The following is a 26,201-nucleotide window of genomic DNA, read 5'->3' as shown; positions in this document are numbered from 1 at the left end:
TGTCTGGACAATGCCGAAGCCGGCCGGGTGACGCAGGATCGGCCGGGCAACGGGTGGGCGCAGCTTAGTCAGTGGCGCGTAAAGATGTTGTAAATATTGCAGTGCAGCGAAAACACACCGCGACAAACTCACGTTCCCAAAAACACCGCGCCCGCACCGGCGATCAACGCACCGCTGGCACGTTGCAGACGCTGCCCCCACACGGTTTGCGGCAACCAGCGTCCCACCAGAAAACCGGCTGCGTGCAGCGCCGCGGTCGCCAGCGCAAAACCCGCCGTATAGGCAAGCAGCGTGCTGTCACCCATCTCGGCGTGATGGGCGTGGCCATGAAAGAGTGCAAAGACCGCCACCAGCGGCAGCGCAACGGCCACCGGCAAGCGCGCGGCAGTAGCGATCAGAAGCCCCAGCACCAAGACCGATGCGGCAATGCCGGCCTCCACCGCCGGCAGCGCGATACCCAGCGCATCGGCGCCAGCGCCGGCAAGCATCGCCAGCACGAATGCGGTGGGCAGCGCCCAGCGCTGGCGGCCACCCTGACGCGCGGCATAAAGACCGACCGCGAGCATGGCCAACAAATGATCGACACCGCCCAACGGATGGCTGAAACCGGACAGAAAACTGGCCGATTCATGCGCCCCCGGATGGGCCGCACTGGCGCCAGCCCACAGCGCCAGACCGACAGAACCAGCAAAGCGGATGAGCTTCATGAGGACTCCTTGACAGTGGATCGAGGTGGATTTAGCCGGCCGCAGCATGCCGCAGCAGGCCCTGACGTTCTATGAACCCGATGATTTCAGTCAAGCCCTGACCGGTTTTCTGGTTGCTGAACACAAAAGGGCGTTGGCCGCGCATCTTGCGGGCATCGCGGTCCATGACCTCCAACGAGGCGCCCACCAGCGGCGCGAGGTCGATTTTATTGATGACCAGCAGATCGCTGCGGGTAATGCCGGGCCCGCCCTTGCGCGGGATTTTGTCGCCCGCCGACACATCGATGACGTAGAGGGTCAGATCGGAGAGTTCCGGCGAAAACGTCGCCGCCAGGTTATCGCCGCCGGACTCGATGAAAATGATGTCCAGCCCCGGAAAGCGCCGGTTCAGGCGGTCGACCGCCTCCAGGTTGATCGAGGCGTCCTCACGGATCGCGGTGTGCGGGCAGCCACCGGTTTCCACGCCGATGATGCGCTCCGCTTCGAGCGCCTGATGACGCACCAGAAACTGCGCATCCTCGGCGGTATAAATGTCGTTGGTGACCACCGCGATGTTGTACTTGTCACGCAGTGCCCGACACAGCGCCAGCGTCAGCGCGGTCTTGCCGGAACCGACCGGTCCGCCGATGCCGACTCGCAAGGCTTGGTTGTTGTTCATCGGGTTTGACTCCTTCTCTAACCGGTCAGTCCGTATACGCCCAAAGCGCAGGCAGCGATCCATGTAATTCGCTATGAGCGGAACAGCCGGGTGTATTGGGTTTCATGCCGGCTGCTGGCAATGGCCAGCGCGGGTGAAAAATTGTTCCATGCGCACCGTGGCAAGCTCAGCGCGCGTTCGGCCACTGCCGGAATGCGCTCGCCCAATGCGGCCAGCAAGCGCTGCCCGGCGCTTTGCCCCAAGGGCACGGTCTTGACCGCAGCCATCACCTGGTTTTCCGCCCAGGCCCACAGATAGGCGGCCACCGCCTCGCCCGTCGGCACTTGCCAGGCGGCCGCAGCCGCCGTCCACGCAGTGGGATAGGCCGGCTCATCGATGGCTTCCAGCCATGCCACCCAGCCGGGCAGCCCCGCGAAGGCCGGCACACCGCTCAGCGTGCGCACCAACGAATACCCCATTTGCACGGTTTCGGCGCGCAGTTCGGCGGTTTCCCGGCTGGCCAGAAAATCCGCATTCAAAGCCATGATCTCGCACAAGGCCGCGGCCTGGTCCGCACCGCTTTGCCCCAGTTGCGCCCAGACTTCACACAGGCGGGCGGCGAGTGGTGCTTCGAAGGCGCCCACACCGTGGGTCAATAGGTCGCCGATCCAGCGCGCGGCATCCGCCTCGGTTTGCAAGGTGCCGCAATCGACCGCCCATTCCAGCCCTTGCGAATAGGTATAGGCGCCCACCGGCAACGTGGGGCTGACCAATTGCAATAGACGGATGAGCGGCAGCATGGTCTGTGCGCGCCGGCTCAATCGCCGCCGCCCATCACATGGATACGCGCGGCGCTGGAGCCTTCGCCCGGATGCTGATGCCCATGGGAATACGCGCCGGCTTCCGGCTCGAACGGGGCTGTCACCGGCGTCACGGTTGCCCCCAAACCGGCCAGCATGCCCTCCAACACATGATCGGCCTGGATGCGCAGCCAGCCCTCGCCCAATTCAACCGCAACATGGCGGTTGCCCAGGTGGTAGGCGGCGCGGGCCAGCTCCAGCGCGTCGGCACAGCGCACTTCCAGCAACGCTTCGGGCGCGGCGATCACTTCGACGATGCGCCCATCGGCCGCGGCCAGCTTCATGCCCCCGCGCAAGATGGTGCCACGCGGCAAAAACAGGCCGACCTCCTCGCCGGACTTCAGCTTGGCACGCAAGCGGCTTTTGGTGCGGTATTCAAAGGGCAGTTCCAGCGCTTCGCCGGCCGCGGCGTGGCCGGTATAAAGATGTTCGATCAACAACATGGCAGAACTCCGAACGGTGGTATCGGCCGGCATGGCAGCGGGTATGGCTGCGGATGCCGGAGCATGGTGAGTAGTCAGCATGAGGATTCTCCCGGTTCAGAACAAAAAATAACGCTGCGCCATCGGCAGCTCGGCGGCCGGCTCGCAAGCGAGCAACTGGCCATCGGCGCGCACCACGTAGGTTTCCGGGTCCACCTCGATCTGCGGGGTGGCACCGTTATGCACCATGTCGGCCTTTTTCACCGTGCGGCAACCACGCACCGCCTCCAGCGGTTTGGCCAGCCCCAGCGCGGCGAGCGCCGGATTGGCCAGCGCAGCCTGTGAAACGAAGGTCAACGAACGGGAAAGCGCTTTGCCGAAACTTGCGAACATCGGCCGGTAATGCACCGGCTGCGGGGTGGGGATGGAGGCGTTGGGATCGCCCATCGCCGCTGCAACGATCGCCCCACCCTTGAGGATCAGGCTGGGTTTGACGCCAAAGAAGGCCGGGCGCCACAGCACCAGGTCGGCAAGCTTGCCGGGCTCGATGGAACCGACCACATGCGCGATGCCGTGGGTGATGGCGGGGTTGATGGTGTATTTGGCAATGTAGCGTTTCACACGGAAGTTATCCGCGCCGCCGCTGGCTGCATCCTCGGGCAGCGCCCCGCGCTGCACCTTCATCTTGTGCGCAGTCTGCCAGGTGCGGGTGATGACCTCGCCCACCCGGCCCATGGCCTGCGAGTCCGATGACATCATCGAAAAGCCGCCCAGATCGTGCAAGATGTCCTCGGCGGCGATGGTTTCGCGGCGGATGCGGCTTTCGGCAAAAGCCACGTCCTCGGCAATGGCCGGGTCGAGGTGGTGGCACACCATCAACATATCCAGATGCTCGTCGATGGTATTGACCGTGTAGGGCCGGGTCGGGTTGGTGGAAGACGGCAGCACGTTAGGGCGGCCGATCGCCTTGATGATGTCCGGGGCATGTCCGCCGCCCGCCCCTTCGGTGTGGAAGGTGTGGATGGTGCGATCTTTGAAGGCGGCCATGGTGGTTTCGACGAAGCCGGATTCATTGAGCGTGTCGGTGTGGATGGCGACCTGTACGTCATAGTCCTCGGCCACCGAAAGGCAATTGTCGATGGCCGCCGGCGTGGTGCCCCAGTCCTCGTGCAGCTTCAGGCCAATGGCACCGGCCTCGATCTGCTCGCGTAGCGGCGCGGGCAAGCTGGCATTGCCCTTGCCAAAGAAGCCCAGGTTCATCGGAAAGGCTTCGGCGGCTTCCAGCATGCGGTGGATGTGCCAAGGTCCGGGCGTGCAGGTGGTGGCCAGCGTGCCGGTGGCCGGTCCGGTGCCACCGCCCAGCATGGTGGTAATGCCGCTCATCAGCGCTTCTTCGATCTGCTGCGGGCAGATCCAGTGGATGTGCGCATCGATACCGCCGGCGGTAAGAATCATGCCTTCGCCGGCGATCACCTCGGTACCGGCGCCGATCGGGATGGTCACGCCAGGCTGGATGTCCGGGTTGCCGGCCTTGCCGATGGCTTGGATGCGCCCGTCCTTGAGGCCGACATCGGCCTTGACGATGCCCCAGTGGTCCACGATCAGCGCATTGGTAATGACGGTATCGGCTACCTCCGCGGACACCTGCTGGCCCTGCCCCATGCCGTCGCGGATCACCTTGCCGCCGCCGAACTTCACCTCGTCGCCATAGACGGTGTAGTCATGCTCGACTTCGATCCACAGTTCGGTATCGGCCAGGCGCACACGGTCGCCGGTGGTGGGGCCAAACATTTCCGCATAGGCGCGGCGGGAGATTTTGGTGCTCATCAGAGTTTCCCCATGACCTGGGCGTTGAAGCCATACACCACCCGGCGGCCGGCCAGTTCCACCAATTCCACGGTGCGCGACTGACCGGGCTCGAAACGCACCGCGGTGCCGGCGGCAATGTTCAGCCGGTAGCCGCGCGCTGCGGCGCGGTCGAAGGCCAGCGCGGCGTTGGTTTCGGCAAAGTGGTAGTGGGAGCCGACCTGCACCGGGCGGTCGCCGGTATTGGTCACAGTCAGGCGCACAGTGGCGCGGCCGGCGTTCAGTTCGATTTCACCCTCGCGGGTACGGATTTCTCCGGGAATCATCGGTGCGCTCCTGTCAGGGTATCGGGTGATGCACGGTGACCAGCTTGGTGCCGTCCGGAAAAGTGGCTTCCACCTGGATCTCGGGAATCATCTCCGGCACCCCGTCCATGACCTGCTCGCGGGTCAAAAGCGTGGCGCCATAGCTCATCAGCTCGGCCACCGTGCGGCCATCGCGCGCGCCTTCCAGAATGGCGCAACTGATCAGCGCCACCGCTTCCGGGTAATTGAGCTTTAGGCCGCGCGCAAGACGCCTTTCGGCCACCAGGCCGGCGGTAAAGAGCAACAGCTTGTCTTTTTCACGAGGGGTCAGTTCCATGGGCTCTCCTAAGTGCTCCAGATTCTCGGGTCCTCGGCCGCGCGGCCGGCCAGCGTCGGACGCAGCACGCGCCAGAGTGCGCGCAGCCAGTGCTGACCGGCTTCGGCTTGCGGCCCCAACCAACGTGCCACCAGCAGACCGGGCAACAGCGTCACGCCGCCCTCGCCTGCGGCCGGCTCAAACGCCCGACAGGCGTCGCGCAGCGCCTCATCCACTTTCGGGCTGGCCGCCAGCAGCGTGGCCACCACCGGCTGACCGGCGAGCCCGGCGGGGGAGTCGAGCAGCGCGCCGCCGCCTTCGATGCGACCGGCTTCCAGCCACAGCGGACGGCCGTCGCGGCTGATGCGGGTCGACAGCGTCAGCGCGCCGTGGGTGAAGCGTTCGCCGGAACCGGTGCGGCCCAGACACAGCATCTCGCTGCCAATGAAGCAGGCATCGCCTGCCAGCTCCACCGTGAGCGACTGCTCGCCCACCGCACCGTCATAAACGATGCTCTCCTGCGGCAACCACTCGCAGCAGGCTCCAGAGGCCAATTCGATGCGTTGTCGAAAACGCCCCGGCGGCGTATCGCCGCCGGCCGAGCGGTACCACTTGCCAGCACCGGGCGTGGTCAGCAACACGTGAGCGCCTTCGCTCAGCGTGGCGGAGAAGTTCAGATAGTCGCCGCCGACGATGCCGGCCGGGGGATGCACCAATATGGTGTGGCACACCGTCTCGCCTTCCGGATAAAACGGCCGCTGCACCACCAAGGGGCCATGGTGTCGACGCGCGGCCAGCACGGTGCGCGCCGCGCAGCGCCGGTATTGCAGTGCGAGCGCAGCATGCCAACCTGCACGCGCGGGGGTGACGATGGGCTGATCTGAGCGATCCGGACACTCGGTGATGGCGTTCATGCCAGCGCTTCAGCAAGCTTTGGGCCAGCCGGCTCATTGCCCGATCAATCAGTGAGTTACCAAACAGACCTGGGCCGCGCTGCGCCAACTCCGTGCATCGGTTCCGGCCTGTCGCTGCGGATCCCGCATCCGGCGCACCGCTGTGGTGCAACAGGCCGCCCTTGCCTGCTCAAAGCGGTACGGTCACCTCTCCGGGCAACACCGCGCGGTCGCGCCCGGCGCGCTTGGCCGCATACATGCGCTGATCGGCCTTCTCCACCAGTGCGCGCCAGTCGAGCACGCCATCAGCGATGCTTTCGGCCACACCGATGGAGGCAGTCAAGGGTGTGCCGTCCGGTCGCTCGCCAAACCCGGCTTGGCGTACGCGTTGCAAAAACGCCGGAATCTGGTCGGCCGGCAGCTCTGGCAGCACCGCGACGAACTCCTCGCCGCCCCAACGCACCAGCACATCGCCGCGCCGCAAGCTTCTGCGCAGGCGTTCGACCAGGGTGCACAAAGCCTGGTCACCGGCCTCGTGGCCGAACGCATCGTTGATGGCCTTGAAATGATCGAGGTCAAAAAACGCTACCGCCAACGGCTTGCCCGACATCGACGAAAGGCGGAACATCAGCTCCAGCGCTTCGATGCCGGAACGCCGGGTGTAGGCGCCAGTCAGCGGATCGGTCATCGCCTTGTGCACCAGGCTTTCCATGTAGTGGGACTGGCTCATGCCGGAAAACATCGCCACCCCCATCATCATCAGCATGAACCACAACGCCGCGCCATGCTGGTCGAGCGCCAGTTCGACGCCGCCGCTGGTCATGCCGATGAGCGCCGCACCCAGCACCGGCAACGAAAACAGCACAATCTCCAATGCGGTGAGCGGAAAGATGGCCAGCCCGCCGAGCACGATGGTGGGCATGAAGGTGTAGAGCTGCGCCATCAGCCGCTGGCTGTCGGTGAGGCCCACCGGATCGACGATCTGCAGCGACACCAGGTAGAACAACGGTGGCACCATCAGCATGACCAGCAGCATCGCCACCGCCTGGGTGTATGGACGGGTGGCCGAGATCTCGCGCGGCCAGGCCAGGGCAACGAACACCGCCGCCGACGCCAGGCGCAGCAGCACCAGCCAGGTGGCGGTGCGTGTGTCGAACACCCACACATCCACCACCGCCCACAGTGGCACCAGTACCGCAAACAGCGCCGAAATCAATTGCACCCGGGCAACGATGACCGAAGCGGCATGGCGCCGCAGATGTACCGAACGGCCTAGGGGCGTGAGCAGCCCGAGCAATTGATCGGCGGTCAGTCGCGAGGGCGCAACGATATGCTCGGTGATGGCGTTCCAGAGCTTGTTCACAGTGATGCACGCGCAGGCGCGAGCCGACCACGGCGGCCCTGAGCGAAGGTTCGAGAGCCTATATCTTACGATATACCCGCCGCGCGACCGGAGCGCAAAAACCAACAGTTTGTGCAACAGTGCGCAGCCCAGACCCGATGCGGCCGCCTGCGCGTTCACACCGCCAGCGCCGCGCGCACGCCGTCGGCATCCATGCGCGCGCCTTCGCCGCGCATGATGATCTCACCGCGCTCCATCACCAGGTAGTAATCGGACAACTCGCGGGCAAAGTCGTAGTATTGCTCGACCAGCAAGATCGACATCTCGCCGGTACTGGCCAAGCGCCTGATGGCATGGCCGATGTCTTTGATGATCGACGGCTGGATGCCCTCGGTGGGCTCATCCAGGATCAGCAGGCGCGGGCCAAACGCCAGCGCGCGGCCAATGGCCAGTTGCTGTTGCTGACCGCCGGACAGATCGCCGCCGCGCCGCTTCATCATTTGCCTGAGCACCGGAAAGAGCTCGAACACCCGCTGCGGCACTGGCGTGCCGCGCGGACGGGTAGCCAGCCCCATCAACAGGTTCTCTTCCACCGTCAGGCGCGGAAAAATCTCCCGTCCCTGGGGCACATAACCCATCCCGGCGCGCACCCGTTCATAAGACGGCGCGCGGGTCAGCTCCCGGCCATCGAACACGATACGGCCGCTGGCCGCTGGCACCAGCCCCATCAAGGTTTTGAGCAAAGTGGTCTTACCCACGCCGTTGCGGCCGAGCAGGGTGGTGACCTTGCCGGCCGGCACCTCGAAAGTCAGGTTGCGCAGAATATGGCTGCCGCCATAGTACTGGTTCAAAGCTTCGACCTTGAGCATCGTGTCAGGCATTCCGCAACAGTCTCGATGCCTGCGCACAGCGCGCGGGCAGATGCATCCAGCCTAAGCCAGCGCGCGGGCAGCCGGAATACGCACGATGGCGTAATCGCCCACGGCAAGGTCGGGCTTCTCTCCTCCGCCCAGGCCTGTGGCAAGCTTGCCAAGTGAGCCTGTGCCCTGCTTCCCTGGTATAAAACCGGCATCTTGGCGTATTGCTCGGATGCTCATGGATCCCAATAACCCGTCCTCGTATTCCCGACGCATTCTTTTGGCGGTCACTGGCCTATCGCCGCAGATCGTCACCGAAACCCTGCACGCGCTGGCCGTGGGGCGCAACGAGCCGTTCGTTCCCACCGAAATCCACCTCATCACCACCGCCGAAGGCGCCGAACGCGCCCGTCTTGCACTACTGTCGGACAAACCGGGATGGTTTCACCGCCTGCGGCGCGACTACGCTTTGCCCGAAATCGCCTTCGACGCCGACCACATCCATGTGCTGCGCAACGCCAGCGGCGAGCCGTTGACCGACATCCGCACGCCAGCCGACAACCTCGCCTGTGCCGATTTCATTACCGAAAAAGTCCGCCAGCTCAGCGCCGACCCGGTCAGCGCCCTGCATGTATCGATTGCCGGCGGCCGCAAGACGATGGGCTTTTTCCTGGGCTATGCCTTGTCCTTGTTCGGCCGTGCGCAAGACCGGCTGTCACATGTGCTGGTGTCGGAACCCTTCGAGAGCAGCTGGTCTTTTTTCTACCCGACGCCCTACGAAAACATCATCGAAACACATACCAAACAACTGGTCGATGCGCGCAAGGCAAAACTCAGCCTGGCCGAAATCCCCTTTGTCAGCCTGCGCCATGGGCTACCTACCGCGCTGCTCGACGGCAGCGCGCAATATCAGCAAACGGTCCGCGCGGCCCAGGCTGCGCTCGGCCCCGCGCATCTTGCACTCGACCTGCATCAGCGCAGGGTGACCGCTGCCGGGCGCAGCTTCCGCCTGCCGCCGGCCGAATTGGCCCTGCTCGCGGTCTTTGCCCGGCGCGCTCAGGCAGGGCTGCCAGCCTTGCCTGCCCCCACCAAAGACGTGCCGGATCAACAATGGGGCGAGCGCTATCTGCGGGAACTGCGCATCATCTGCAGCCGGCAGGGCAATCGCGACGCCACCGAGCGTTCGTTGCGCCACGGCATGGATGGACAATATTTCTCCATGCGCCTGTCAAAGCTGCGCGCACGGCTCAAACGCGAACTCGGCATGGCCGCAGCACCCTATCTGATCGACGATGGCGGCTGCAAACCTCACCGCTATCGACTTGCCTTGGACCCGGAGGCCATCGCCATGCAGCCCAAGGCTTGAGCGGCGCGCAGCCGGCAAACTGTATTGTCAATGCATTCGGTTATGCGATATTGCTTACTTTGGAAGCGCCACATCCAACGCTTTATGTCCGCATGCTTCATTACAAGGAACACACCATGATCAAGCTCACCTACACGCTGCAACTGGCCAGCCCCGCTTTCCTTGGCGATGCGGCGCAAAAAGGCGTCTGGCGCACCCCGCCCCTGAAGGCGCTGATCCGGGAATGGTGGCGGATCGCGGTGGCGCGGGAACTGGGCTACGACCATCGCCGCATCAAGGAGCGTGAAAAGGCATTGTTTGGCACCGCGGCCGACGACAGCCGGGACGGCAATCAGAAAAGCCAGATTCGGCTCGCGCTGGCGCACTGGAACGAGGGGTGCTGCAAGGAATGGCCTGCCGGTGAAAGCCGCGTCACTCACCCGGAGGTCAAGGATCGAAACACCGGCAGGCTGCGTCCTGTTGGCAGCGAGCTGTACCTGGGCTACGGGCCTTTGTTGCTCGAAAAGGGCAATCCGAACACCCAGCTGAAAAACAACGCCGCACTGCAAGCCGGAGAGGACAATCAGCTTCGCCTCGCCCTGCCCCCTGGCGCAGAAGCCCAAGCCCTGCAGCGCGCGATAACACTGGCCCACTGGTTCGGCACCATCGGCGGGCGCAGCCGCAACGGCTGGGGATCGCTGCTGTGGCAGGCAGCCGACGGCACCCCGGCGCCGGAAGCACTCAGCCGGACCACCCTGGAGCAAACCGGCTGCACCCGCGCCCTGCGGGACTGCCTGGCGCTGGACTGGCCGCATGCGATCGGCAGCGACACCAAGGGTGTGCTGGTGTGGCGCAGCAGCCAGACCTTCAAGGACTGGCGTAGCGCGATGAAATTCCTGGCGCAGACCAAGATAGATTTCCGCACTCACCTCGATTTCACGACTGGCAAAAACAGCCCACGTGTCGAACCACGCCATGTACTGGCCTACCCGGTCACGAACCACTCGGTCGGCCAGTGGGGTAACAACGCTCGCCTCGCCAACACCCTGCGCTTCAAGCTGCATCGTGAAGGCGACGGCCTGCGCGCGCTGATCTACCACACCCCGTGCAAGCCCACCCTGCCCCACGGCAATCTCGGCCTGCCCGGCATCTTCGACACCTGGCAAAAGGTGCACCGCTTCCTCGACGACCAGCCCACGCTCACCCGACTTGCCTGACCCGGACCCTGCCATGACCGACACCACGCAAACCATCTGGCTCGCCAAGCTCGCGGCCTGGACCCACGATCCCGCCGAGAAGGCACTGGTATTGCTGCGCGACCCGGCCGGCCACGAAGGCGGCACCGTGCGCGAACTGCAGCAGACGCTGTTCCCCGACGGCCTGCCCAAAACGCTTGCCGCGCATGTCAAACGCGCCGACCACTGGGCCAGCGCCGCCGACCGCCCGCAGTTTCCGCGCAGCGACAAGGATGGCAAGTACGCTGCGTGGACGCAGGTACGCTTCGATCAGAGCCCGGTGCTGATCCATCCGCTCTCCGGCACCGAATTCGACCTCGAGCAGCTTGACATCGACCCCGCGCAGATTCGCGCCATCTCCGTCGATCACTTCAAGCAGCTCATCGAGCGCGGCGCTGATGGCACCCCTGACGCCCGCAAGACTGCGCTGGCTTTCTGGCGCTTCGGCCCGGAAATGAGCGCCGGGGAACTGCGCGCGCTGTGGCAATTGCTGCCCGCCGACACCCGGATTCCCGACCACACCATCTGGACCCATCTGGATTTGTCCGCGGCCTTTGCCTCGAGCTTCGCCGCCGATGCCAACGCCAACCCGGCGCTGCTGTCGATCGCCTTCGGGCCGGTGCAGGACTTCATCGCGCAGGCGCGCACCACCTCTGACCTGTGGGCGGGCTCGCACCTGCTGTCGCGCATCGCCTGGGCCGGCCTCAAGGTGATCTGCGAGCGCCTGGGGCCGGACGCGGTGATCTTTCCGCAGCTACGCGGGGTGCCGCTGGTGGATCTGTGGCTGCGCGACGAGATCGGCCTGAACGGCAAGCGTTTTCTGGACTGCGAATGGACCGCGCAACGCACCGACGCCAACCCGCTGTTTGCCGCCGCGCTGCCCAACAAGCTGGTCGCCATCGTGCCCGCCGACCAGGCCCGCGAACTGGCCGAAGCGGTCACGCAGGCGGTGCGCGGCTTCGTGCGCGAGACCGCCGAAGGGATGCTGGCCGAGCTACTCGAGGCCGCCGGCATCGACAACACCCCGCAGCTCTACTGCCACGCCCAGCTTGCGGCCCAGCTCGAGGGTTTTCCGGAAGTGCATTGGACGGCGGTGCCCTTCGCCCCGCTGGTGAAAGAAGGTGAGCCGGCGCCGGAGGTCACCGAACTGCGCCGCGCGGGTGAGCCCTTCTTTGGCCAGGGCGGCTTTCTCGCCAGCGCCACCTGGCAACGCCTCAGCCAACCGCTGGAACTCGAAGGCACGCGCTTTTACCGGCCCAATGCCGGCGTGCTCTATCCGGCCATTTATGAACTGCTCGACCGGGTCGCCGCCAGCGCCAAGAGCGTGCGCGTGGCCCCCCAACGCCCCAACGGCGGCGAACAGGGTTACCGCTGCGACCTGACGGGTGAGGCCGAATGGCTGACCCACGACCGTGAGCATCTGCGCAACCCCAAGGGCAGCCGCCCGGCCGACACCCTGTGGAACCGCGCGATCAACAAGCGCCCGAGCATCAGCCGCAAGGGCGAACACCTGTCGGCGCTGGCGATGCTCAAGCGCCTGTGGCCGCGCTGGTTCGTCGAGCACGAATTGAAGCGCTGCAACCTCGATGTGCGCCGCTTCGTAATCTCCACCCACACGCTGGCGGTGTCGACCTCGCTGGAGCGCTGGCTGGAACAGGGAGCGCCCATCGGCCAGGCCGGGCTCGATCTGCTGGTCAAGGCCGACCAGGCCGAGCATGCAGGTGCGCTGGACTACGCGGCCCTGCCGCGCCGGCTGATACACAAGCTGATGCGGGGCAATGAGTTCACCCCGGAACAACGCCGGCTTGCCCGCGTGCTGCCCGCGCTGATGGAAAACGACAGCTCCGACGACCCCGAAGCGCGCAACGAAAGCGCGGAGCTCGTGCGCAAATTGCTCGGCGACAAACCCGAGGCCTATTACGCGCTGATCTTGCTCGACGGCGACAACATGGGCGCGTGGATCTCGGGCGGCAGCCAGGCGCATCCGCTCACCACCCGCAACACTTTCCATCCGCAGATCCGCAACCATCTGAATGCGCACTTCAACCGCCGGGAACTCGCCGAATATCTGGCCGCCCCGCGCGCCGTCTCGCCCAGCCGCCACATGGCGATCTCCGGCGCGCTCAACGGCTTCGCGCTGACCTTGGTGCAAGACATCGTGGAAAACCGCTGCAAGGGCAAGCTGATCTACGCCGGCGGCGACGATGTGATGGCGCTGGTGGCGGTCGACGATCTCTTGGCTTGCCTGACGCTCTTGCGCGCGGCTTATGGCGGGCTGCCGGTACCGGGTGCACTGGTCGCATCGCTCGGCCTGGACATGACCGGCCTCGAGCTGGGCGGTGGCCATGCGCTGCTCGATGGCCGCCTGCTGCGCCTGATGGGCGAATACGCCACCGCCAGCGCCGGCGCGGTGATCGCCCACCACAGTGCCCCGCTCGGCGCGGTGCTGCGGCGGCTGCGCGCAGCCGAAAAACGCGCCAAAGACAAAGGCGGGCGCGACGCCTTCGCAATCACGCTTCTGAAGCGCGGCGGCGGCGCCACCGAGCTGACCCTGCCATGGCGGCTGGACCCGCCCAAAGAGGGAGAAACACCCACGCTCGACGGCTCGCCGATGACAATCCTCGCCAGCCTCACCGCGCTCTTTGCCGGCGACGACACCTCGCGCAAGGCAGCTTATGTGACGCAAGGCTGGTTGCCGCATCTGCCGGTGCAGATGGAGAAAGCCGCGCTGCATGCGCTGCTTGCCCGCAATCTGGCCTATCGGCTCAAGCGGCAAGGCGCGCGTGAGGACCAGGGCGACGAATTCGGCGACAAGCTTGCCACCCTCGCCCTGCACCCGCGGCTGGCCGATACTGATCCGGGCAGTGTGATCGCCGATGTGCTGGCCGTGGCCGAATTCCTCGCCCGCGAAAGCCGTGCCAACCCGAACCGCTGACCGTCCAGGAGCAATGATCCATGCCTCATGCCGAACACACCCTGCTGATCGAACCACTGGACGTGCTGATCCTGCGCGGCAACAAACTCTTTGCCGACGCCGGCAGTCATGGCGAAGCGCTGATGCCGCCCTGGCCCTCGGTGGCCGCCGGCGCGCTGCGTAGCCGCATGCTGGCCGACGCCAAGATCGACCCCGCCGCCTTCGCCGCGGACAGCATCCGGCTGGAAGGGCCGCTGGCCGCCAGCCTGGGCAGTGTGGACGCGCCTGGCGCCTTCCGCATCGCGCATTTCGGCCTCGCCCGCAAAACCGGCAAGGACAGCTTCGAAGCGCTGCTGCCGCTGCCCGCCGACCTCAGCATCGACCAGCAGGAGCGCGCCACCGCGCTACAACCCACCGCGCTGCACCCGGCCCTGGCCAGCAGCCACCCGCTGCCGCTCACCCCTACCCTGTGCCAACCCGAGGCCGGCAAACCCAAGGGCGGGCTGTGGCTCACAGCCGCCGGCATTGGCGCCTGGCAGCGCGGAGATCCACTCGACAAGCAAAAAGGGCACTGGCTCTCCAGTTCCGAGCTGTGGACGCTCGACTCACGCCTGGGCATCGCGCTTGAGGCCGGAAAAGCCACCGTGGCCGAAGGTCAGCTCTACACCAGCGAGGCCATTGCGCTCAAACCCGGCGTCGCCTTCGTCGCACGGGTGCAGGGTGCCGACGGCGTACTGCCCAAAGACGGTTTGCTGCGCTTTGGCGGCGACGGGCACGCCGCACGGGTGCGTCCGATCGACTGCGCCTTACCGCGCATCGACAGCGCCGCGCTGGCCAGCGCCGGGCGCTTCCGCCTGCTGCTCACAAGCCCGGGGATTTTCCCGGAAGGCTGGCGCCTGCCCGGTCTGGATGGCAACAACCGCTGGCATTTCCATGGTGCCTCGGCGCGGCTGGTCTGTGCCGCCGTGCCCCGGCTGGAGACCGTCTCCGGCTGGGACTTGGCCCGCCGTCAGCCCAAGCCGGCGCTACGCGCCGCACCCGCCGGCAGTGTGTACTGGCTGGAGGATTTCCAGGGCGACCCGGCCGCGCTCGACGCCCTGCAGCACGACGGCCTGCCCTGCCCCGACCCCGCCCGCTGCGCCGAAGGCTTCAATGCCTGTCTGCTTGCGCACTGGAACTGAGCAAGTGGCCGGACAGCCCCGTCTTTTGCCGAACAAGGATTGAGACCATGCAGCTATATCGCACCTTTGCCGAAACAGACGCCAAGCGCCACCTTGAAATCACCTTGCCGGACGACTTCCCTTCGCAGCGCCTGCAAGTCGAAGTCGCTGTCAAAGTGATCGAGCCGCAGCCGAGCAGCGATGATAGCCTGCAGGCCTTGTTCAACTGGCTTGAGACCCTGCCGCCCAGCCGGCGTACCCGGGAAGAGATCGACGCCCAGATCGCCGAAGAGCGTAACGCCTGGGGAGATGAAGACTGATGCTTGTTTATCCCGACACCTGCATGGTGATCTACGCGGTCGAGCGTCATGCCGAATTTGCCTCACGCCTGCACGAAGCCTGGGTGCGCAGCGCTTACCCCAAACTGGCGGTCAGCGAACTGACCCGGCTCGAATGTCGTGTCGGTCGATTACGGTTGCAGGACGCATCCCTGCTCGGGCGCTATGAGCATTTCTTCGCCTCACCCGGGCTGTTCTGGGCTGCGCTCTCTCGCTCTGTTTTCGAACTGGCCACCGAACTGCGCGCCCGCCACCGCCCGAAAACCCCGGATGCGCTGCACCTGGCAGCGGCCATCGAAGCCGGCTGTGACGAATTCTGGACCAACGATCATCGCCTGGATGCTGCCGCCAGCGGCCATCTGCGCACCGTCACCCTTTGAATCGCATCGAGGACTCACCCATGTTCCAAGCCCACGCCGCCCTGTTCCTGTATGCCACCAGCCCTGTCCATATGGGCGCAGGCCAAGCCTTCGGCCTGATCGACAACCCCATCGCCCGCGAGCGCCATTGCGAACACCCGGTATTCCCCGGCTCGGGCCTGAAGGGCGCCATCCGTCACCGCTTTCATGCCCTGCCCGGCTGGATCGAAGGCGAAAAGGGCGAAAAGCTGCTCGACCGGCTGTTCGGTCCCGAATCGCAATCCGGCAACCTGCACGCTGGCGCCATCAGCCTGGGTGATGCCCAGCTGGTCGCCTTCCCGGTGCGTTGTGTGAAGCAAGGCTATGTGTATGCCACCAGCGCCCATGCGCTAGCCCGCGCCGCACGGCTGCTCGCCCAGCTCGGCATCCAGGACGTGCCCGCCGTGCCGGCAACGCTCGCAGCCAACGAATGCTGCGCGGCCAACCCAGAACTCCTCTCCGACAACACGCTGCATCTGGAAGCCTTCGAGTACCACAACAGCCGCGCCCAGGAGGACAAGCTCAAAGCCATGGCAGGCTGGCTGGCCAAGCATGCCCTGCCCGCCGGTGAGGCCCACGACTATTTCCGCGACAAGTTCGCCCGCGACCTGGTGTTGCTGGCCGACGAGGATTTCACCTGGTTCGCCAAGAACGCCACCATGGTCGAACCCCATGTGCGCATCGACAACAAGACCGGCGCGGCCGATGATGGCGGCCTTTTCTACACCGAGAACCTGCCGCCCGAAACCCTGATGCTGGGCAGCCTGATGGCAAGCCGCGAGCGCAGCGAAAAGGCCGAACTGGAGGCCGAGGCGGTGCTGCAACATGTCACCCAGGCGATCGACGGCCAGATCTTGCAGATCGGCGGCGACGCCACCACCGGGCGCGGGCTGGTTGCCGCGCGGGTCATCCGAGGCAACAGCCGCTAACCGGGAGAACAGCGATGAGCACGACCACCGAAAAGAACAAAACCCCCGCCACCCGGACCACGCTGGAGCAGCAGCGCGCGCAATTTGCTTGGCAGTGCGCGCAAGAAGGCGTCCAGCTCGCCGGCGACGAGTACCGCAACCTCGCCAAAGCGGCCCCCGCGCTGATCATGAACAACGGCCTGATGCAGACGCTGGCGTTCTATCAAGACAAAAACAAGGACCATCACCGCGCGCTGGCTGCTCAGCTGCGCCGCTGGATCATGAAGCGCGCAGGCGGCAACGGCCAGGACCCGGGATTTCAGCCGATGATGGATTTGTTGCTGCGCGCCCAGCCAGACCGATACCGCCAGGCCACCGACGAAGCCCTGCGCATCCTGCGCTGGATCCGCCAGTTCGCGGCCGCGCTGTGAGGACATCGCCATGAGCTTCGCCCTGCCCGATTACCTCACCCGCAACAACCGCTTCGACGATTGCCCGCCCGGCCACCGCTTCGGGCTGTATTTCGACGGTTGGGAAGCCGACTGGCGCAAGCCCAGCAACAAGACCCCCGCCTTCATAACCGTGGCCGGCGCGCTGCCCAGCCACAGCCGCGCCGCCCTGAAGGCGCTGTGCCAGCGCCAGAGCGTGCTGGCCGCCAGCCTCGGGGACTTGGTATTCACCCACCCCGCCCGCCTCACCGCGCCGCTGGCCACCGGCCTAGGCAACGAGCATCCGCTGGAAAACGGCTTCGCTTTCCTGAATCCGCACGGCCTGCCCTACCTGGCCGGCAGCGGTGTCAAGGGCGTGATCCGCCGCGCCGCGGAGGAACTGGCCAGCGGCGACTGGGGCGACACCGCCGGTTGGGATCAGCACGCGATTGATGTGCTGTTCGGCCTGGAAACCGAGCCCGGCGACACCAACGCCATCCGCACCCGCGGCGCGCTGATGTTCTGGGATCTCTTCTTCCAGCCCGCCAGGGACAAGGTCCCGCTGCTTACCGTCGAGATCATGACCCCGCACCACAGCGGCTATCTGCAGGGCAACGGCAGCCCGCACGCCAACGAGCAGCCCAACCCCATCCCCTTCCTGGCGGTGGCGGCCGGCTGCGAATGCACCCTGCATGTGCAGTGCAACCCCGCGCTAATCCCCGCCGAAGCCGCCGCGCTGCGCGAGCGCTGGCGCGCGCTACTCGCGGCCGCAATCGAACTGGCCGGCGAATGGCTGGGTTTTGGCGCGAAGAGCGCCGTGGGCTACGGACGGCTCGCTCAGGACCCGGCCCGGCGCCGCAAGCTGGAACAGGAGGCCGCCGCAAGAGCCGAAGCACAAGCCCAGCAGGCGCGCCAAGCCGAGTCGGCCGCGCTCAGCCCCCAAGCACGCGCGATCGCCAAATTCGTCGAGCAGTGCTCGAAAAAACAGGCAAGCGGCCGCAAGGACCCCTTGAACCCGGGCAGTGGCCTCTATGCCGTCGCATTGCAGCTGAGCAGACAGGCCCTGGACGAAGCACAGGGCTGGAGCGCCGCGGACCGCCTGCAATTGGCCGAGGCGCTTGCCCAGTGGCTGCCGGCCGTGGTCGAGAAACTCGACCGCAAGGACGACTGGAAGGACGCGCGCAAGAAGCTGCATATGGCCGCGCTACGGGGCGAATCGGCATGACCACCTACTTCGTCACCCGCCACCCCGGCGCCATCGAGTGGGCGCGGCGTCAGGGGCTGACCGTCGACCGGCAGATCGCCCATCTCGATCCAGCACAACTCAATCCGGGCGACACCGTGATCGGCACGCTGCCGGTGCATCTGGCGGCCGCGGTCTGCGCCCGCGGCGGGCGTTACCTGCATCTGTCGCTCGACCTGCCGCCCGAAGTGCGCGGTCAGGAACTCTCGGCCGACCAGCTCGCCGCCTATGGCGCCCGGCTCGAAGGCTATGTGATCAAAGCTCAGCAATCCTGAGGACACCGTTCGAGGACCACACATGAGCACCCTGATCAGCTTTCTAGGCAAGGGCCAATACGATCCTCGAAGCGGCTACCGCACGGCAAAATACCGCTTCGATAGCAAGTTCATGCGCGAAGTCCCCTTCTTCGGCATGGCGCTCGACGACTACCTGAAGCCTGACCGGCTGATCCTGGTCGGCACCTCCGGCAGCATGTGGGATGTGTTTTTCGAGCGCGAATCCGGTCAGGCCGAACCAGACGACGATGGACTCCTGCAACTCATCGATGCGGTCGATTCCGACACCGTCGATGCGGCACTTCTGCAAGACCATGCCGGCAGGCTGTCCACACGCCTCGGACACCCGGTCGACTGCGTGCTGATCGACTACGCCCGCGATGAGGCCGGTCAGGCGGCGCTGCTCGGACAACTGGCGGCCTGCCTGAGCGAAGGCGAACACATCGCCATCGACGTGACCCACTCCTTCCGGCACCTGCCGATGCTCGCGCTGATCGCGGCCCGCTATCTTTCGCGTGTCCGCCATGTCGAGATCGAGGACATCTTTTATGGCGCCTACGACATGAAGGACCCGGCCACTGGCGAAGTACCGGTGCTGCGGCTCAAAGGCATGCTCAAGATGCTCGATTGGGTCGACGCCCTGTCCAGCTACGACAAGGACGGCGACTACAGCGTGTTTTCCCGCCTGCTGGCCGAGGACGGCATGCCTGAAGGGCGCGCGCGCATCCTTGAATCGGCCGCGTTTCTGGAACGGGTCAATCATCTGGAGGGCGCACGGCAAAAACTCAGCGCATCGTTAGAGGCGATTGCCACGCACACCGGCCCGCTCGGCAGCCTGTTCCGTCCCGAACTGGAAGCCCGGGTGGCCTGGGTGCGCAAAGCAGAGCGCGGTGAGCGCGAACTGGCACTGGCCCGCGCCTATCTCGGCCGACGCGACTACTTGCGTGCAGCCATTTTTCTGCTGGAAGGGCTCATCACCCGCGAAGTCAACCGCCGCCGGGGCAATCCCGGAAACTTTGAAGAGCGGGACGAGGTGCGCAGGGCACTCGGGCAGGAAAACCGACTATTCAAACGACTGGAATGGCTGCGCAATGCACTGGCCCATGGCCAGCGCTCGCACAACGACGAAATCGCCAAGCTGCTCAACGATGAGCACGCCTTGCACGCACAGCTCAACACCTTCATCCGGGAACTTTCCTGATATGCCGCTGCCGCTCGCCCGCTATCGCTACACCTTTCGCATGAACCAACCGCTGCAGCTGCCGCAATACGCCGGCTCGCTGCTGCGCGGGCAGTTCGGGGCGGCGTTACGTCGGGCAAGTTGCCTCACTGGCCAACCCCGTTGCGAGCCCTGCCCGGTACGCAACCACTGCCCCTACCCGGCGATTTTCGAAGCCCCGGCCCCGACGCAACACGCCCTGCAACGCTTCAGCCACATCCCCAACCCCTATGTCATCGAACCGCCGCCCTTTGGCACCGCCCACATCCCGCAAGGCCATCCGCTCACCTTCAACCTGGTGCTGATTGGCCGCGCACTCGAACACCTGCCGCTGATCAGCCGTGCGCTACAAAACGCCTTTGCACAAGGTATCGGTAGCCAACGCGCCTGCGGCACCCTGCAACAAATCGACCTCCAACACTCCAACCCGGCCGGGCCAGCGCAATGGACGCCAATCTGGCAAGCCGGCGCGCCCGCCATCGCCCCCCACAATGCGGCATCGGCCCAAGCGCTGGTGGCGGCCCCCTACCCGGCACAGACCCGCCGGATCGCCCTGCGGTTCACCACCCCTTTGCGCTTGCAACATCAAGGTCAGCCGGTGCGCCCTCACGCACTGACCCCGCGCAAATTCATAGCCGACTTACTCCGACGAATCAGCCTGCTTGCAGAGTTTCACGGCGGCAAAGCCGATGCCGTAGGCAACGTGCACCAGCTCGTCGCGCTTGCTGACACGCTGCAACACCGGCGCAACCTGCGCTGGCAAGACTGGTCCCGCTACTCCAGCCGGCAAAAGCAAGAAATGATTTTGGGGGGCGCCATCGGTACCTGGACCTTTTGCGGCGAACTCACCGCGCTTTTGCCATGGCTGCACTTGGGCCAATGGCTGCATGTAGGTAAAAACGCCACCCTGGGACTGGGCGCTTACCAACTGCTGCCCCTCGATGCCGCCTTCTGAATCGCAACGGCAAGCTTGCGCTTGCTGAAAACCGGCGTCCAAGTAGGCATGATGCCGCCAAGGCATACGCTTTCTGGTTGTTCATCATGTCCCAGCGCGACTTCTTTCTTGCCGCTTACGACATCGCTCACCCGCGCCGCCTGGCGGCCGCGCTTGCCCTGGTGCGCGGCTACACCACCGGCGGACAAAAGTCGGTGCATGAGGTGTTCCTGACTCACAGCGAACGCCACGAACTTCTGCATGACATGGCCTTGCTGCTCAACGAGGCCGAAGACCGCTTTTTTCTGCTACGTCTTGACCGCAGCGCACGCACCTTCGCACTGGGCGTTGCCGTCCGACCTACCGATCCCGACTATTTTTACGTGGGGTAACGCCATGGCCACGCTGCTGCTCGACCGCGCCGACCTTGAAATCCGCATGACCGATGGCGCGCTTGCTCTGTTTGAAAACGGCTGCCGCAGCCAGACCATACCCTTGCGACTGATCGACCGGGTCATCGTCCAGGGCGCACGCACCCGCATCGACACCGCGGTATTGATCAAACTAGCCGAAGCCGGCGCAACCACCTTGTTGCTCAGCCCGCGCGCCAGTCGGCAAGAGGCCATTGTACTGGGCCCGGCGCACAACGAAGCGGCCATACGCCTGGCACAGGCCCGTCGCACCCTGGACCTCGCCTTCTGCGCCGGCTGGGCGCAGCAACTGGTGATCGCCAAAATACGCCGCCAACACCGCCTGCTGCACAAAGCGCAAACATACCGCCCAGACCTGCGCAAAGCGCTGTTCGACGCCTGTGGCCAGCTTGCCGATGCGCTCCCCCAGGCTGCCGAAACCGGCATCTCCAGCGCCCGCCTGCGCGGACTCGAAGGCAGCGCGGCACGCGCCTACTTTCGCGCCTACACCGCACTGTTCGCCCCCGCGTTGAACTTTACCGGGCGCAACCGTCGGCCGCCCCGCGACCCGGTCAACGCCTGCCTGTCCTTGGCCTACACCCTGCTGCACTTCGAAGCCGTCCGCGCCGCCCACGCCGCCGGCCTGGACCCTCTGCTGGGTTTCTATCACCGCCCCGCCTTTGGGCGAGAATCGCTCGCCTGCGACCTCATCGAACCTTTGCGTCCACACGTCGACGCCTGGATCTGGCAGCAATTCGCCGTCGGAACCCTGCGCGCCGAACATTTTTTTGCCGACAAAGGCGCCTGCCTGCTTGGCAAAGCCGGCCGCGGACATTTTTACGCCAACTGGGAACGCTTTGCCCCGGCCCCGCGCCGCTGGCTGCGCCAAGCCTGCACCCGGCTCGCCCGTCAATTACGGACCGAAGGCGAACCGTGGCTGGCCTCAGGCGACGGCGAAGACAATGACGAGGACTTTTGACCATGACAATTTGCCTGCAGCGCCACAGCGCCACTGCAGCGCTGCCCGCCCGCAAACCGCTGTACCTGCTCCGCCCGTCCCCGGCGCGCATCGACGCCGGCACCAATCACCTGGTGCTGCAACCGGCAAACGGCGCCACCCTGCGCTTTCCGCTGGCCAGAGTGTGCCGCATCGTCTGCAACCGCCACCTCAGTTGGACCGGCAACGCACTGACCGCCTGTCTGCGCGCAGGCATACCGATTACTTGGACGGATGGCTACGGTCATGCGCTCGGCGCGCTACACCCCCGGCTCACCCCGCACCAGCCCTTTTCCACCTTGATCGAAACCTACCTGGAGCTACCCGACTGGCGGCAACGGTTCGCCAACTGGATCACCCGCCGGCGCCTGGAGACGCTAACCGCCTGCGCTCTGCGCGCAGCCAAAACCGGCCATCGCACCATGGCCCCACGCGCCTTTGCAGCCCTAAAACGGGAATACGTCTACAAAGGCACTCACCCGATCAACGTCAACCCGGAAAGCGCAAGCTGGTGCCACGCCCTGGTGGTCGACCGCCTGCACCAAGAAGGCTTGCAACCGAGCTACTGGGGCTTCGACGCCAGCCACCTGGCGCTGGCCGACGAACTGGCTGCCCTGTTGTGGGCAGAATTCAACTTTGACGCCGGCAACATCGCCAACGCCCACGCAGATCACACCCAAATCAGCGTACACATATTTGAAAACTGGGCGCGTGAGCACTCGACACGTTTGTTGCAACACCTCGGAGACCTCAAACGTCACCTTGCACGGGAGATCGAAGCATGGCACTGAACACACCGCGCGGCTGGCTGATCGCTTATGACATTACCCACCCCAAACGCCTGGCGCGCCTTCATCGATTTCTGGTCAAACACGCCACACCGGTCCAGTACTCGGTTTTTCACTTTGAAGGCAGCGCCGCGCAAATGGGACGCCTGATGGACGACCTCGACAGCCGTATCGACCCCAGCAGCGACGACGTGCGCGGCTATCAGTTGCCGGAGCGGCTAAGCATCGACACCTTGGGCCGCGGTAGCCTGCCCGGCAACGCGCTGATTCTATCGGCCACCTCGCCCAGCCTGCAGCAGCTTCTGGCCCGAGCGCCAAAGCTCCCCAGCACAAGCTCATAAAGTGATACAATCCCACGCGCTTGGGCGCGAGGAACCCAGCTTGAAACAATCCGCTCTCGAAACCACCCCGATCTTTGTGAACCCCCTCTGCAACACACTGATTGGTAAGGCTTTTTCAAGGCGAGCAGTCCAAGCGGTTGCCCTGATTTCAAAGGGATTAAGACATCTTGGTGTAAGCGATATTTGTTGCCGTTGGAGTCCAAGCGGTTGCCCTGATTTCAAAGGGATTAAGACTAGACACTTCTTTCCAGCCATCTTTCGTCCTTGTCCAAGCGGTTGCCCTGATTTCAAAGGGATTAAGACATAATCACGGATACAAAGATAAACAATATCCTCATGTCCAAGCGGTTGCCCTGATTTCAAAGGGATTAAGACAGACGAAATCTCAAACTCTTTCTCTTCAGTGTTAGTCCAAGCGGTTGCCCTGATTTCAAAGGGATTAAGACGAACGTGATGACCTTGATGGAGCCACGCGCGAGGTCCAAGCGGTTGCCCTGATTTCAAAGGGATTAAGACGCGACGAGTGAAACCGAAGCGCCCCAAGCAGACCGTCCAAGCGGTTGCCCTGATTTCAAAGGGATTAAGACAGGCACGTTTTACCTTTCATCCCTGTAATCTCACGTCCAAGCGGTTGCCCTGATTTCAAAGGGATTAAGACATTCCCCATTCTTCCATATTGTACAATTCTGCGAGTCCAAGCGGTTGCCCTGATTTCAAAGGGATTAAGACTGATCATCTAGCGTCATCCGCTCGATGCAATAAGTCCAAGCGGTTGCCCTGATTTCAAAGGGATTAAGACGGCGGTATTCATTTCGGTGGAATTCATCATTTTGTCCAAGCGGTTGCCCTGATTTCAAAGGGATTAAGACTGATCGGTGTCCGTGACCCTGGCCAGGCCGATGGTCCAAGCGGTTGCCCTGATTTCAAAGGGATTAAGACGCGGCTCGGCCAGCGACTCGTGATGCTTGTCGAGTCCAAGCGGTTGCCCTGATTTCAAAGGGATTAAGACTCTGTGGAAACCACTTCACATCACAGCGCAGGCGTGTCCAAGCGGTTGCCCTGATTTCAAAGGGATTAAGACACTGAAGTACGTGATCACACTACCGAATTCGGGGTCCAAGCGGTTGCCCTGATTTCAAAGGGATTAAGACCGTAGAACTCTTCATCGGTCATCATCGCTGATGTGTCCAAGCGGTTGCCCTGATTTCAAAGGGATTAAGACCCACGCGCCCCGCTCAGGTTCGTCGGCCCCCTGCGTCCAAGCGGTTGCCCTGATTTCAAAGGGATTAAGACCGTATCGCGCGAGCTAGTCTTAACTTTCCCAAAGTCCAAGCGGTTGCCCTGATTTCAAAGGGATTACTGAGTTTCCCATAAGTAGTGTCATGTGAGCGATAATATGGCCTATGAAATGCAAACGACTTTCCGACGGCCGAGCTCTCGATCATCACACCTTGCAGGTCATGCGGCAGCAGGCCGTCAAAGCGGTACGTGACGGGCAGACGGTGCAAAGCGTCGCGGCGGCGTATGGCGTGAATGAGCGCAGCGTTTTCCGGTGGCTCGCCGATTTTGCCAATGGCGGACAGAACGCATTGCTCGCCAAGCCGATTCCGGGACGCCCGAGCAAACTCAGCGCCGAGGAGCTTTCGTGGATTGCCAATGCGGTTCGTGACCACAACCCGCAGCAGTTCAAGTTCGAGTTCGGCTTGTGGACGCTGTCTCTGATTCGTCACTTGATCAAACGCCAATTCAAGAAAGAGCTGTCGGTCTCCTCGGTTCACCGCCTGATGAAGATCCTGGGTTTCAGCGCCCAGAAGCCGCTCTACCAGGCGTGGCAGCAAGACCCCGTCCTGGTGCGCACTTGGGAGACGGAGACCTACCCCGCGATTCGCGCTGAAGCCAAGCGGCTCGGAGCAACGATCTACTTTGGCGACGAGTCGGGCATCCGCTCGGACTACCACACCGGCACGACTTGGGCGCCACAAGGCCGGACGCCGGTGGTGCAGGCGACGGGTCGGCGCTTCTCGCTGAACATGATCTCGGCCGTCGGCACGCAGGGCGAATTTCGGTTCATGCTGCATGAGGGCTCGGTCGGTGCGAAAGTGTTCGTCGAGTTCCTCAAGCGCTTGATGCTCAATGCCGAGAAACCGGTCTTTCTGATCGTCGATGGTCATCCGATTCACAAGGCAAAGATGGTCAAGAGCTACATCGAGAGCTTGGACGGCAAGCTCAAGTTGTTCTATTTGCCGCCTTACTCGCCGCAGCTGAACCCGGACGAAACAGTCTGGGCTCATGTGAAGCGGAAGGTTTCGAGCCAGTTGGTCGAGAGCGCCGAGGAGATGAAGCGACTCGCACTCCGTGCTTTGCGTAGCATCCAGAAGCTCCCCGAACTCGTGAAGTCATTTTTTAGGCAGCCAGAGTGCCGCTATATCCTGGGCTGACACTACTTATTGAAAAGTTAGTAAGACCCGTGGCCAGAGATTGAACCTAGCCCACCTAACGTCCAAGCGGTTGCCCTGATTTCAAAGGGATTAAGACCCGCCGCCTCCAGCAATTCAGTCGGCATCCGCAGTCCAAGCGGTTGCCCTGATTTCAAAGGGATTAAGACGGGTTTTTCTTTGTGAGCATGCTAACGCATGTCGGTCCAAGCGGTTGCCCTGATTTCAAAGGGATTAAGACACAGGGTTGCCCGCTGCTTTTCGCTTTGCCCGGGTCCAAGCGGTTGCCCTGATTTCAAAGGGATTAAGACAACGAGGGGCGGCCAGGCTTGGCCGTGATTGCTGTCCAAGCGGTTGCCCTGATTTCAAAGGGATTAAGACTCCCCGATCTGGACGTTTTGACGGACGTATCGCGGTCCAAGCGGTTGCCCTGATTTCAAAGGGATTAAGACCGCCAACCAGGGCGCTGGTCGGGATGTCGAGCAGTCCAAGCGGTTGCCCTGATTTCAAAGGGATTAAGACGCGCACCCGAACACGGTAGCGCTGTGGGCCGCAGTCCAAGCGGTTGCCCTGATTTCAAAGGGATTAAGACTGTCAACGCAGTTATAGGATTTCTGCATTTTCAGAGTCCAAGCGGTTGCCCTGATTTCAAAGGGATTAAGACGCCAGGGGCAGGTATGGGTTGTCC

General features: G+C 63.9%; 27 protein-coding genes and 2 CRISPR repeat arrays (1 of these 29 cut by a window edge). Of the genes, 17 read left to right on the top strand and 10 right to left on the bottom strand.

Going from position 1 to position 26,201, the window contains the following annotated elements; all coding sequences use genetic code 11:
- Positions 1-128: 128 nt before the first annotated feature.
- From DIE29_RS06125 to urtE, 10 genes are all read right to left on the bottom strand, one after another.
- Entirely contained in the window at positions 129-707 is a 579-nt protein-coding gene (locus tag DIE29_RS06125) for a HupE/UreJ family protein (protein WP_108080234.1), read from the bottom strand.
- Between the two features lie 31 nt (positions 708-738).
- Positions 739-1,365 (bottom strand): urease accessory protein UreG, encoded by a 627-nt coding sequence (gene ureG / locus DIE29_RS06120; RefSeq protein ID WP_108080235.1) that lies wholly within the window; start codon positions 1,363-1,365, stop codon positions 739-741.
- Positions 1,366-1,436: 71 nt separating this feature from the next.
- On the bottom strand, positions 1,437-2,144 hold the full coding sequence (locus tag DIE29_RS06115; RefSeq protein ID WP_102041935.1) for an urease accessory protein UreF: 708 nt from the start codon (positions 2,142-2,144) through the stop codon (positions 1,437-1,439).
- Positions 2,145-2,161: 17 nt separating this feature from the next.
- Positions 2,162-2,647 carry an urease accessory protein UreE gene (gene ureE / locus DIE29_RS06110; protein ID WP_102043210.1) on the bottom strand — a complete coding sequence of 162 codons (486 nt, stop codon included), beginning with the start codon at positions 2,645-2,647 and terminating at the stop codon, positions 2,162-2,164.
- 96 nt (positions 2,648-2,743) lie between these two features.
- Positions 2,744-4,453, bottom strand: a complete 1,710-nt coding sequence (gene ureC / locus DIE29_RS06105; protein WP_102041936.1) for an urease subunit alpha — start codon at positions 4,451-4,453, stop codon at positions 2,744-2,746.
- The gene (locus DIE29_RS06100; RefSeq protein ID WP_102041937.1) at positions 4,453-4,758 is read right to left on the bottom strand and encodes an urease subunit beta; all 306 of its coding nucleotides are present in this window, start codon (positions 4,756-4,758) and stop codon (positions 4,453-4,455) included. Before DIE29_RS06100 ends, ureC begins: the two co-directional genes overlap by 1 nt.
- A 13-nt stretch (positions 4,759-4,771) precedes the next feature.
- Positions 4,772-5,074, bottom strand: a complete 303-nt coding sequence (gene ureA, locus DIE29_RS06095; RefSeq protein WP_102041938.1) for an urease subunit gamma — start codon at positions 5,072-5,074, stop codon at positions 4,772-4,774.
- Between the two features lie 8 nt (positions 5,075-5,082).
- Entirely contained in the window at positions 5,083-5,967 is an 885-nt protein-coding gene (locus DIE29_RS06090; protein WP_102041939.1) for an urease accessory protein UreD, read from the bottom strand.
- A gap of 169 nt (positions 5,968-6,136) precedes the next feature.
- Positions 6,137-7,309 (bottom strand): GGDEF domain-containing protein, encoded by a 1,173-nt coding sequence (locus tag DIE29_RS06085; protein ID WP_102041940.1) that lies wholly within the window; start codon positions 7,307-7,309, stop codon positions 6,137-6,139.
- 155 nt (positions 7,310-7,464) lie between these two features.
- Positions 7,465-8,169: an urea ABC transporter ATP-binding subunit UrtE gene (gene urtE / locus DIE29_RS06080; RefSeq protein WP_237269518.1), complete on the bottom strand. Its 705-nt coding sequence runs from the start codon at positions 8,167-8,169 to the stop codon at positions 7,465-7,467.
- Positions 8,170-8,383: 214 nt separating this feature from the next.
- On the opposite strand from urtE, the gene csm6 reads away from it, so the two are divergent.
- The 17 genes from csm6 (at position 8,384) to DIE29_RS05995 (ending at position 25,516) form a co-directional block, all read left to right on the top strand.
- Positions 8,384-9,511: a CRISPR-associated ring nuclease Csm6 gene (csm6, locus tag DIE29_RS06075; RefSeq protein ID WP_102043211.1), complete on the top strand. Its 1,128-nt coding sequence runs from the start codon at positions 8,384-8,386 to the stop codon at positions 9,509-9,511.
- A 116-nt stretch (positions 9,512-9,627) separates the two neighbouring features.
- Positions 9,628-10,707, top strand: a complete 1,080-nt coding sequence (locus tag DIE29_RS06070) for an RAMP superfamily CRISPR-associated protein (RefSeq protein WP_158640307.1) — start codon at positions 9,628-9,630, stop codon at positions 10,705-10,707.
- Positions 10,708-10,720: 13 nt separating this feature from the next.
- Positions 10,721-13,660: a type III-B CRISPR-associated protein Cas10/Cmr2 gene (gene cas10, locus DIE29_RS06065; protein ID WP_102041943.1), complete on the top strand. Its 2,940-nt coding sequence runs from the start codon at positions 10,721-10,723 to the stop codon at positions 13,658-13,660.
- 20 nt (positions 13,661-13,680) lie between these two features.
- Entirely contained in the window at positions 13,681-14,820 is a 1,140-nt protein-coding gene (locus DIE29_RS06060) for a type III-B CRISPR module-associated Cmr3 family protein (protein ID WP_114649467.1), read from the top strand.
- Positions 14,821-14,867: 47 nt separating this feature from the next.
- Positions 14,868-15,119: a hypothetical protein gene (locus tag DIE29_RS06055; protein WP_114649466.1), complete on the top strand. Its 252-nt coding sequence runs from the start codon at positions 14,868-14,870 to the stop codon at positions 15,117-15,119.
- Positions 15,119-15,517: a type II toxin-antitoxin system VapC family toxin gene (locus DIE29_RS06050; RefSeq protein ID WP_114649465.1), complete on the top strand. Its 399-nt coding sequence runs from the start codon at positions 15,119-15,121 to the stop codon at positions 15,515-15,517. The genes DIE29_RS06055 and DIE29_RS06050 overlap by 1 nt, the downstream gene beginning before the upstream one ends.
- Before the next feature lie 20 nt (positions 15,518-15,537).
- Positions 15,538-16,464, top strand: coding sequence for a type III-B CRISPR module RAMP protein Cmr4 (gene cmr4 / locus DIE29_RS06045; RefSeq protein ID WP_114649464.1), 927 nt, complete (start codon positions 15,538-15,540; stop codon positions 16,462-16,464).
- A gap of 14 nt (positions 16,465-16,478) precedes the next feature.
- Positions 16,479-16,874 (top strand): type III-B CRISPR module-associated protein Cmr5, encoded by a 396-nt coding sequence (gene cmr5 / locus DIE29_RS06040; protein ID WP_114649463.1) that lies wholly within the window; start codon positions 16,479-16,481, stop codon positions 16,872-16,874.
- Positions 16,875-16,884: 10 nt separating this feature from the next.
- On the top strand, positions 16,885-18,096 hold the full coding sequence (gene cmr6 / locus DIE29_RS06035) for a type III-B CRISPR module RAMP protein Cmr6 (protein WP_114649462.1): 1,212 nt from the start codon (positions 16,885-16,887) through the stop codon (positions 18,094-18,096).
- Entirely contained in the window at positions 18,093-18,389 is a 297-nt protein-coding gene (csx16, locus tag DIE29_RS06030) for a CRISPR-associated protein Csx16 (protein WP_102041950.1), read from the top strand. The genes cmr6 and csx16 overlap by 4 nt, the downstream gene beginning before the upstream one ends.
- Before the next feature lie 22 nt (positions 18,390-18,411).
- Positions 18,412-19,590 (top strand): TIGR02221 family CRISPR-associated protein, encoded by a 1,179-nt coding sequence (gene csx2 / locus DIE29_RS06025; RefSeq protein WP_114649461.1) that lies wholly within the window; start codon positions 18,412-18,414, stop codon positions 19,588-19,590.
- A 1-nt stretch (position 19,591) separates the two neighbouring features.
- A complete protein-coding gene (cas6, locus tag DIE29_RS06020; RefSeq protein ID WP_162860596.1) occupies positions 19,592-20,563 on the top strand; it encodes a CRISPR system precrRNA processing endoribonuclease RAMP protein Cas6 in 972 nt (323 codons plus the stop codon).
- 86 nt (positions 20,564-20,649) lie between these two features.
- The gene (locus DIE29_RS06015; protein WP_114649459.1) at positions 20,650-20,934 is read left to right on the top strand and encodes a CRISPR-associated endonuclease Cas2; all 285 of its coding nucleotides are present in this window, start codon (positions 20,650-20,652) and stop codon (positions 20,932-20,934) included.
- 4 nt (positions 20,935-20,938) lie between these two features.
- Complete coding sequence (gene cas1, locus DIE29_RS06010) at positions 20,939-21,931, top strand: CRISPR-associated endonuclease Cas1 (RefSeq protein ID WP_114649458.1); 993 nt, start codon at positions 20,939-20,941, stop codon at positions 21,929-21,931.
- Positions 21,932-21,933: 2 nt separating this feature from the next.
- The gene (locus DIE29_RS06005) at positions 21,934-22,740 is read left to right on the top strand and encodes a CRISPR-associated endonuclease Cas1 (protein ID WP_114649457.1); all 807 of its coding nucleotides are present in this window, start codon (positions 21,934-21,936) and stop codon (positions 22,738-22,740) included.
- A complete protein-coding gene (cas2, locus tag DIE29_RS06000; protein WP_114649456.1) occupies positions 22,731-23,078 on the top strand; it encodes a CRISPR-associated endonuclease Cas2 in 348 nt (115 codons plus the stop codon). Before DIE29_RS06005 ends, cas2 begins: the two co-directional genes overlap by 10 nt.
- A gap of 127 nt (positions 23,079-23,205) precedes the next feature.
- Positions 23,206-24,441: a CRISPR direct-repeat array (repeat unit 37 nt; unit sequence GTCCAAGCGGTTGCCCTGATTTCAAAGGGATTAAGAC).
- 40 nt (positions 24,442-24,481) lie between these two features.
- Positions 24,482-25,516: an IS630 family transposase gene (locus DIE29_RS05995; protein ID WP_114649170.1), complete on the top strand. Its 1,035-nt coding sequence runs from the start codon at positions 24,482-24,484 to the stop codon at positions 25,514-25,516.
- Positions 25,517-25,575: 59 nt separating this feature from the next.
- Positions 25,576-26,201: a CRISPR direct-repeat array (repeat unit 37 nt; unit sequence GTCCAAGCGGTTGCCCTGATTTCAAAGGGATTAAGAC); it runs 323 nt beyond the window's last position.

This window comes from Pseudothauera hydrothermalis (assembly GCF_003345255.1).
GTDB classification, from domain to species: Bacteria; Pseudomonadota; Gammaproteobacteria; order Burkholderiales; family Rhodocyclaceae; genus Pseudothauera; species Pseudothauera hydrothermalis.
The sequence above is the reverse complement of the archived record's forward strand: the minus strand, read 5'-3'. Positions and strand labels throughout refer to the sequence as shown.

What these genes read in the sequence shown, in the direction of transcription:
- DIE29_RS06125 (WP_108080234.1), bottom strand. Translation starts at nt 707, where the DNA reads ATGAAGCTCATCCGCTTTGCTGGTTCTGTCGGTCTGGCGCTGTGGGCT.
- ureG (WP_108080235.1), bottom strand. Translation starts at nt 1,365, where the DNA reads ATGAACAACAACCAAGCCTTGCGAGTCGGCATCGGCGGACCGGTCGGT.
- DIE29_RS06115 (WP_102041935.1), bottom strand. Translation starts at nt 2,144, where the DNA reads ATGCTGCCGCTCATCCGTCTATTGCAATTGGTCAGCCCCACGTTGCCG.
- ureE (WP_102043210.1), bottom strand. Translation starts at nt 2,647, where the DNA reads ATGTTGTTGATCGAACATCTTTATACCGGCCACGCCGCGGCCGGCGAA.
- ureC (WP_102041936.1), bottom strand. Translation starts at nt 4,453, where the DNA reads ATGAGCACCAAAATCTCCCGCCGCGCCTATGCGGAAATGTTTGGCCCC.
- DIE29_RS06100 (WP_102041937.1), bottom strand. Translation starts at nt 4,758, where the DNA reads ATGATTCCCGGAGAAATCCGTACCCGCGAGGGTGAAATCGAACTGAAC.
- ureA (WP_102041938.1), bottom strand. Translation starts at nt 5,074, where the DNA reads ATGGAACTGACCCCTCGTGAAAAAGACAAGCTGTTGCTCTTTACCGCC.
- DIE29_RS06090 (WP_102041939.1), bottom strand. Translation starts at nt 5,967, where the DNA reads ATGAACGCCATCACCGAGTGTCCGGATCGCTCAGATCAGCCCATCGTC.
- urtE (WP_237269518.1), bottom strand. Translation starts at nt 8,169, where the DNA reads ATGCCTGACACGATGCTCAAGGTCGAAGCTTTGAACCAGTACTATGGC.
- csm6 (WP_102043211.1), top strand. Translation starts at nt 8,384, where the DNA reads ATGGATCCCAATAACCCGTCCTCGTATTCCCGACGCATTCTTTTGGCG.
- DIE29_RS06070 (WP_158640307.1), top strand. Translation starts at nt 9,628, where the DNA reads ATGATCAAGCTCACCTACACGCTGCAACTGGCCAGCCCCGCTTTCCTT.
- cas10 (WP_102041943.1), top strand. Translation starts at nt 10,721, where the DNA reads ATGACCGACACCACGCAAACCATCTGGCTCGCCAAGCTCGCGGCCTGG.
- DIE29_RS06060 (WP_114649467.1), top strand. Translation starts at nt 13,681, where the DNA reads ATGCCTCATGCCGAACACACCCTGCTGATCGAACCACTGGACGTGCTG.
- DIE29_RS06055 (WP_114649466.1), top strand. Translation starts at nt 14,868, where the DNA reads ATGCAGCTATATCGCACCTTTGCCGAAACAGACGCCAAGCGCCACCTT.
- DIE29_RS06050 (WP_114649465.1), top strand. Translation starts at nt 15,119, where the DNA reads ATGCTTGTTTATCCCGACACCTGCATGGTGATCTACGCGGTCGAGCGT.
- cmr4 (WP_114649464.1), top strand. Translation starts at nt 15,538, where the DNA reads ATGTTCCAAGCCCACGCCGCCCTGTTCCTGTATGCCACCAGCCCTGTC.
- cmr5 (WP_114649463.1), top strand. Translation starts at nt 16,479, where the DNA reads ATGAGCACGACCACCGAAAAGAACAAAACCCCCGCCACCCGGACCACG.
- cmr6 (WP_114649462.1), top strand. Translation starts at nt 16,885, where the DNA reads ATGAGCTTCGCCCTGCCCGATTACCTCACCCGCAACAACCGCTTCGAC.
- csx16 (WP_102041950.1), top strand. Translation starts at nt 18,093, where the DNA reads ATGACCACCTACTTCGTCACCCGCCACCCCGGCGCCATCGAGTGGGCG.
- csx2 (WP_114649461.1), top strand. Translation starts at nt 18,412, where the DNA reads ATGAGCACCCTGATCAGCTTTCTAGGCAAGGGCCAATACGATCCTCGA.
- cas6 (WP_162860596.1), top strand. Translation starts at nt 19,592, where the DNA reads ATGCCGCTGCCGCTCGCCCGCTATCGCTACACCTTTCGCATGAACCAA.
- DIE29_RS06015 (WP_114649459.1), top strand. Translation starts at nt 20,650, where the DNA reads ATGTCCCAGCGCGACTTCTTTCTTGCCGCTTACGACATCGCTCACCCG.
- cas1 (WP_114649458.1), top strand. Translation starts at nt 20,939, where the DNA reads ATGGCCACGCTGCTGCTCGACCGCGCCGACCTTGAAATCCGCATGACC.
- DIE29_RS06005 (WP_114649457.1), top strand. Translation starts at nt 21,934, where the DNA reads ATGACAATTTGCCTGCAGCGCCACAGCGCCACTGCAGCGCTGCCCGCC.
- cas2 (WP_114649456.1), top strand. Translation starts at nt 22,731, where the DNA reads ATGGCACTGAACACACCGCGCGGCTGGCTGATCGCTTATGACATTACC.
- DIE29_RS05995 (WP_114649170.1), top strand. Translation starts at nt 24,482, where the DNA reads ATGAAATGCAAACGACTTTCCGACGGCCGAGCTCTCGATCATCACACC.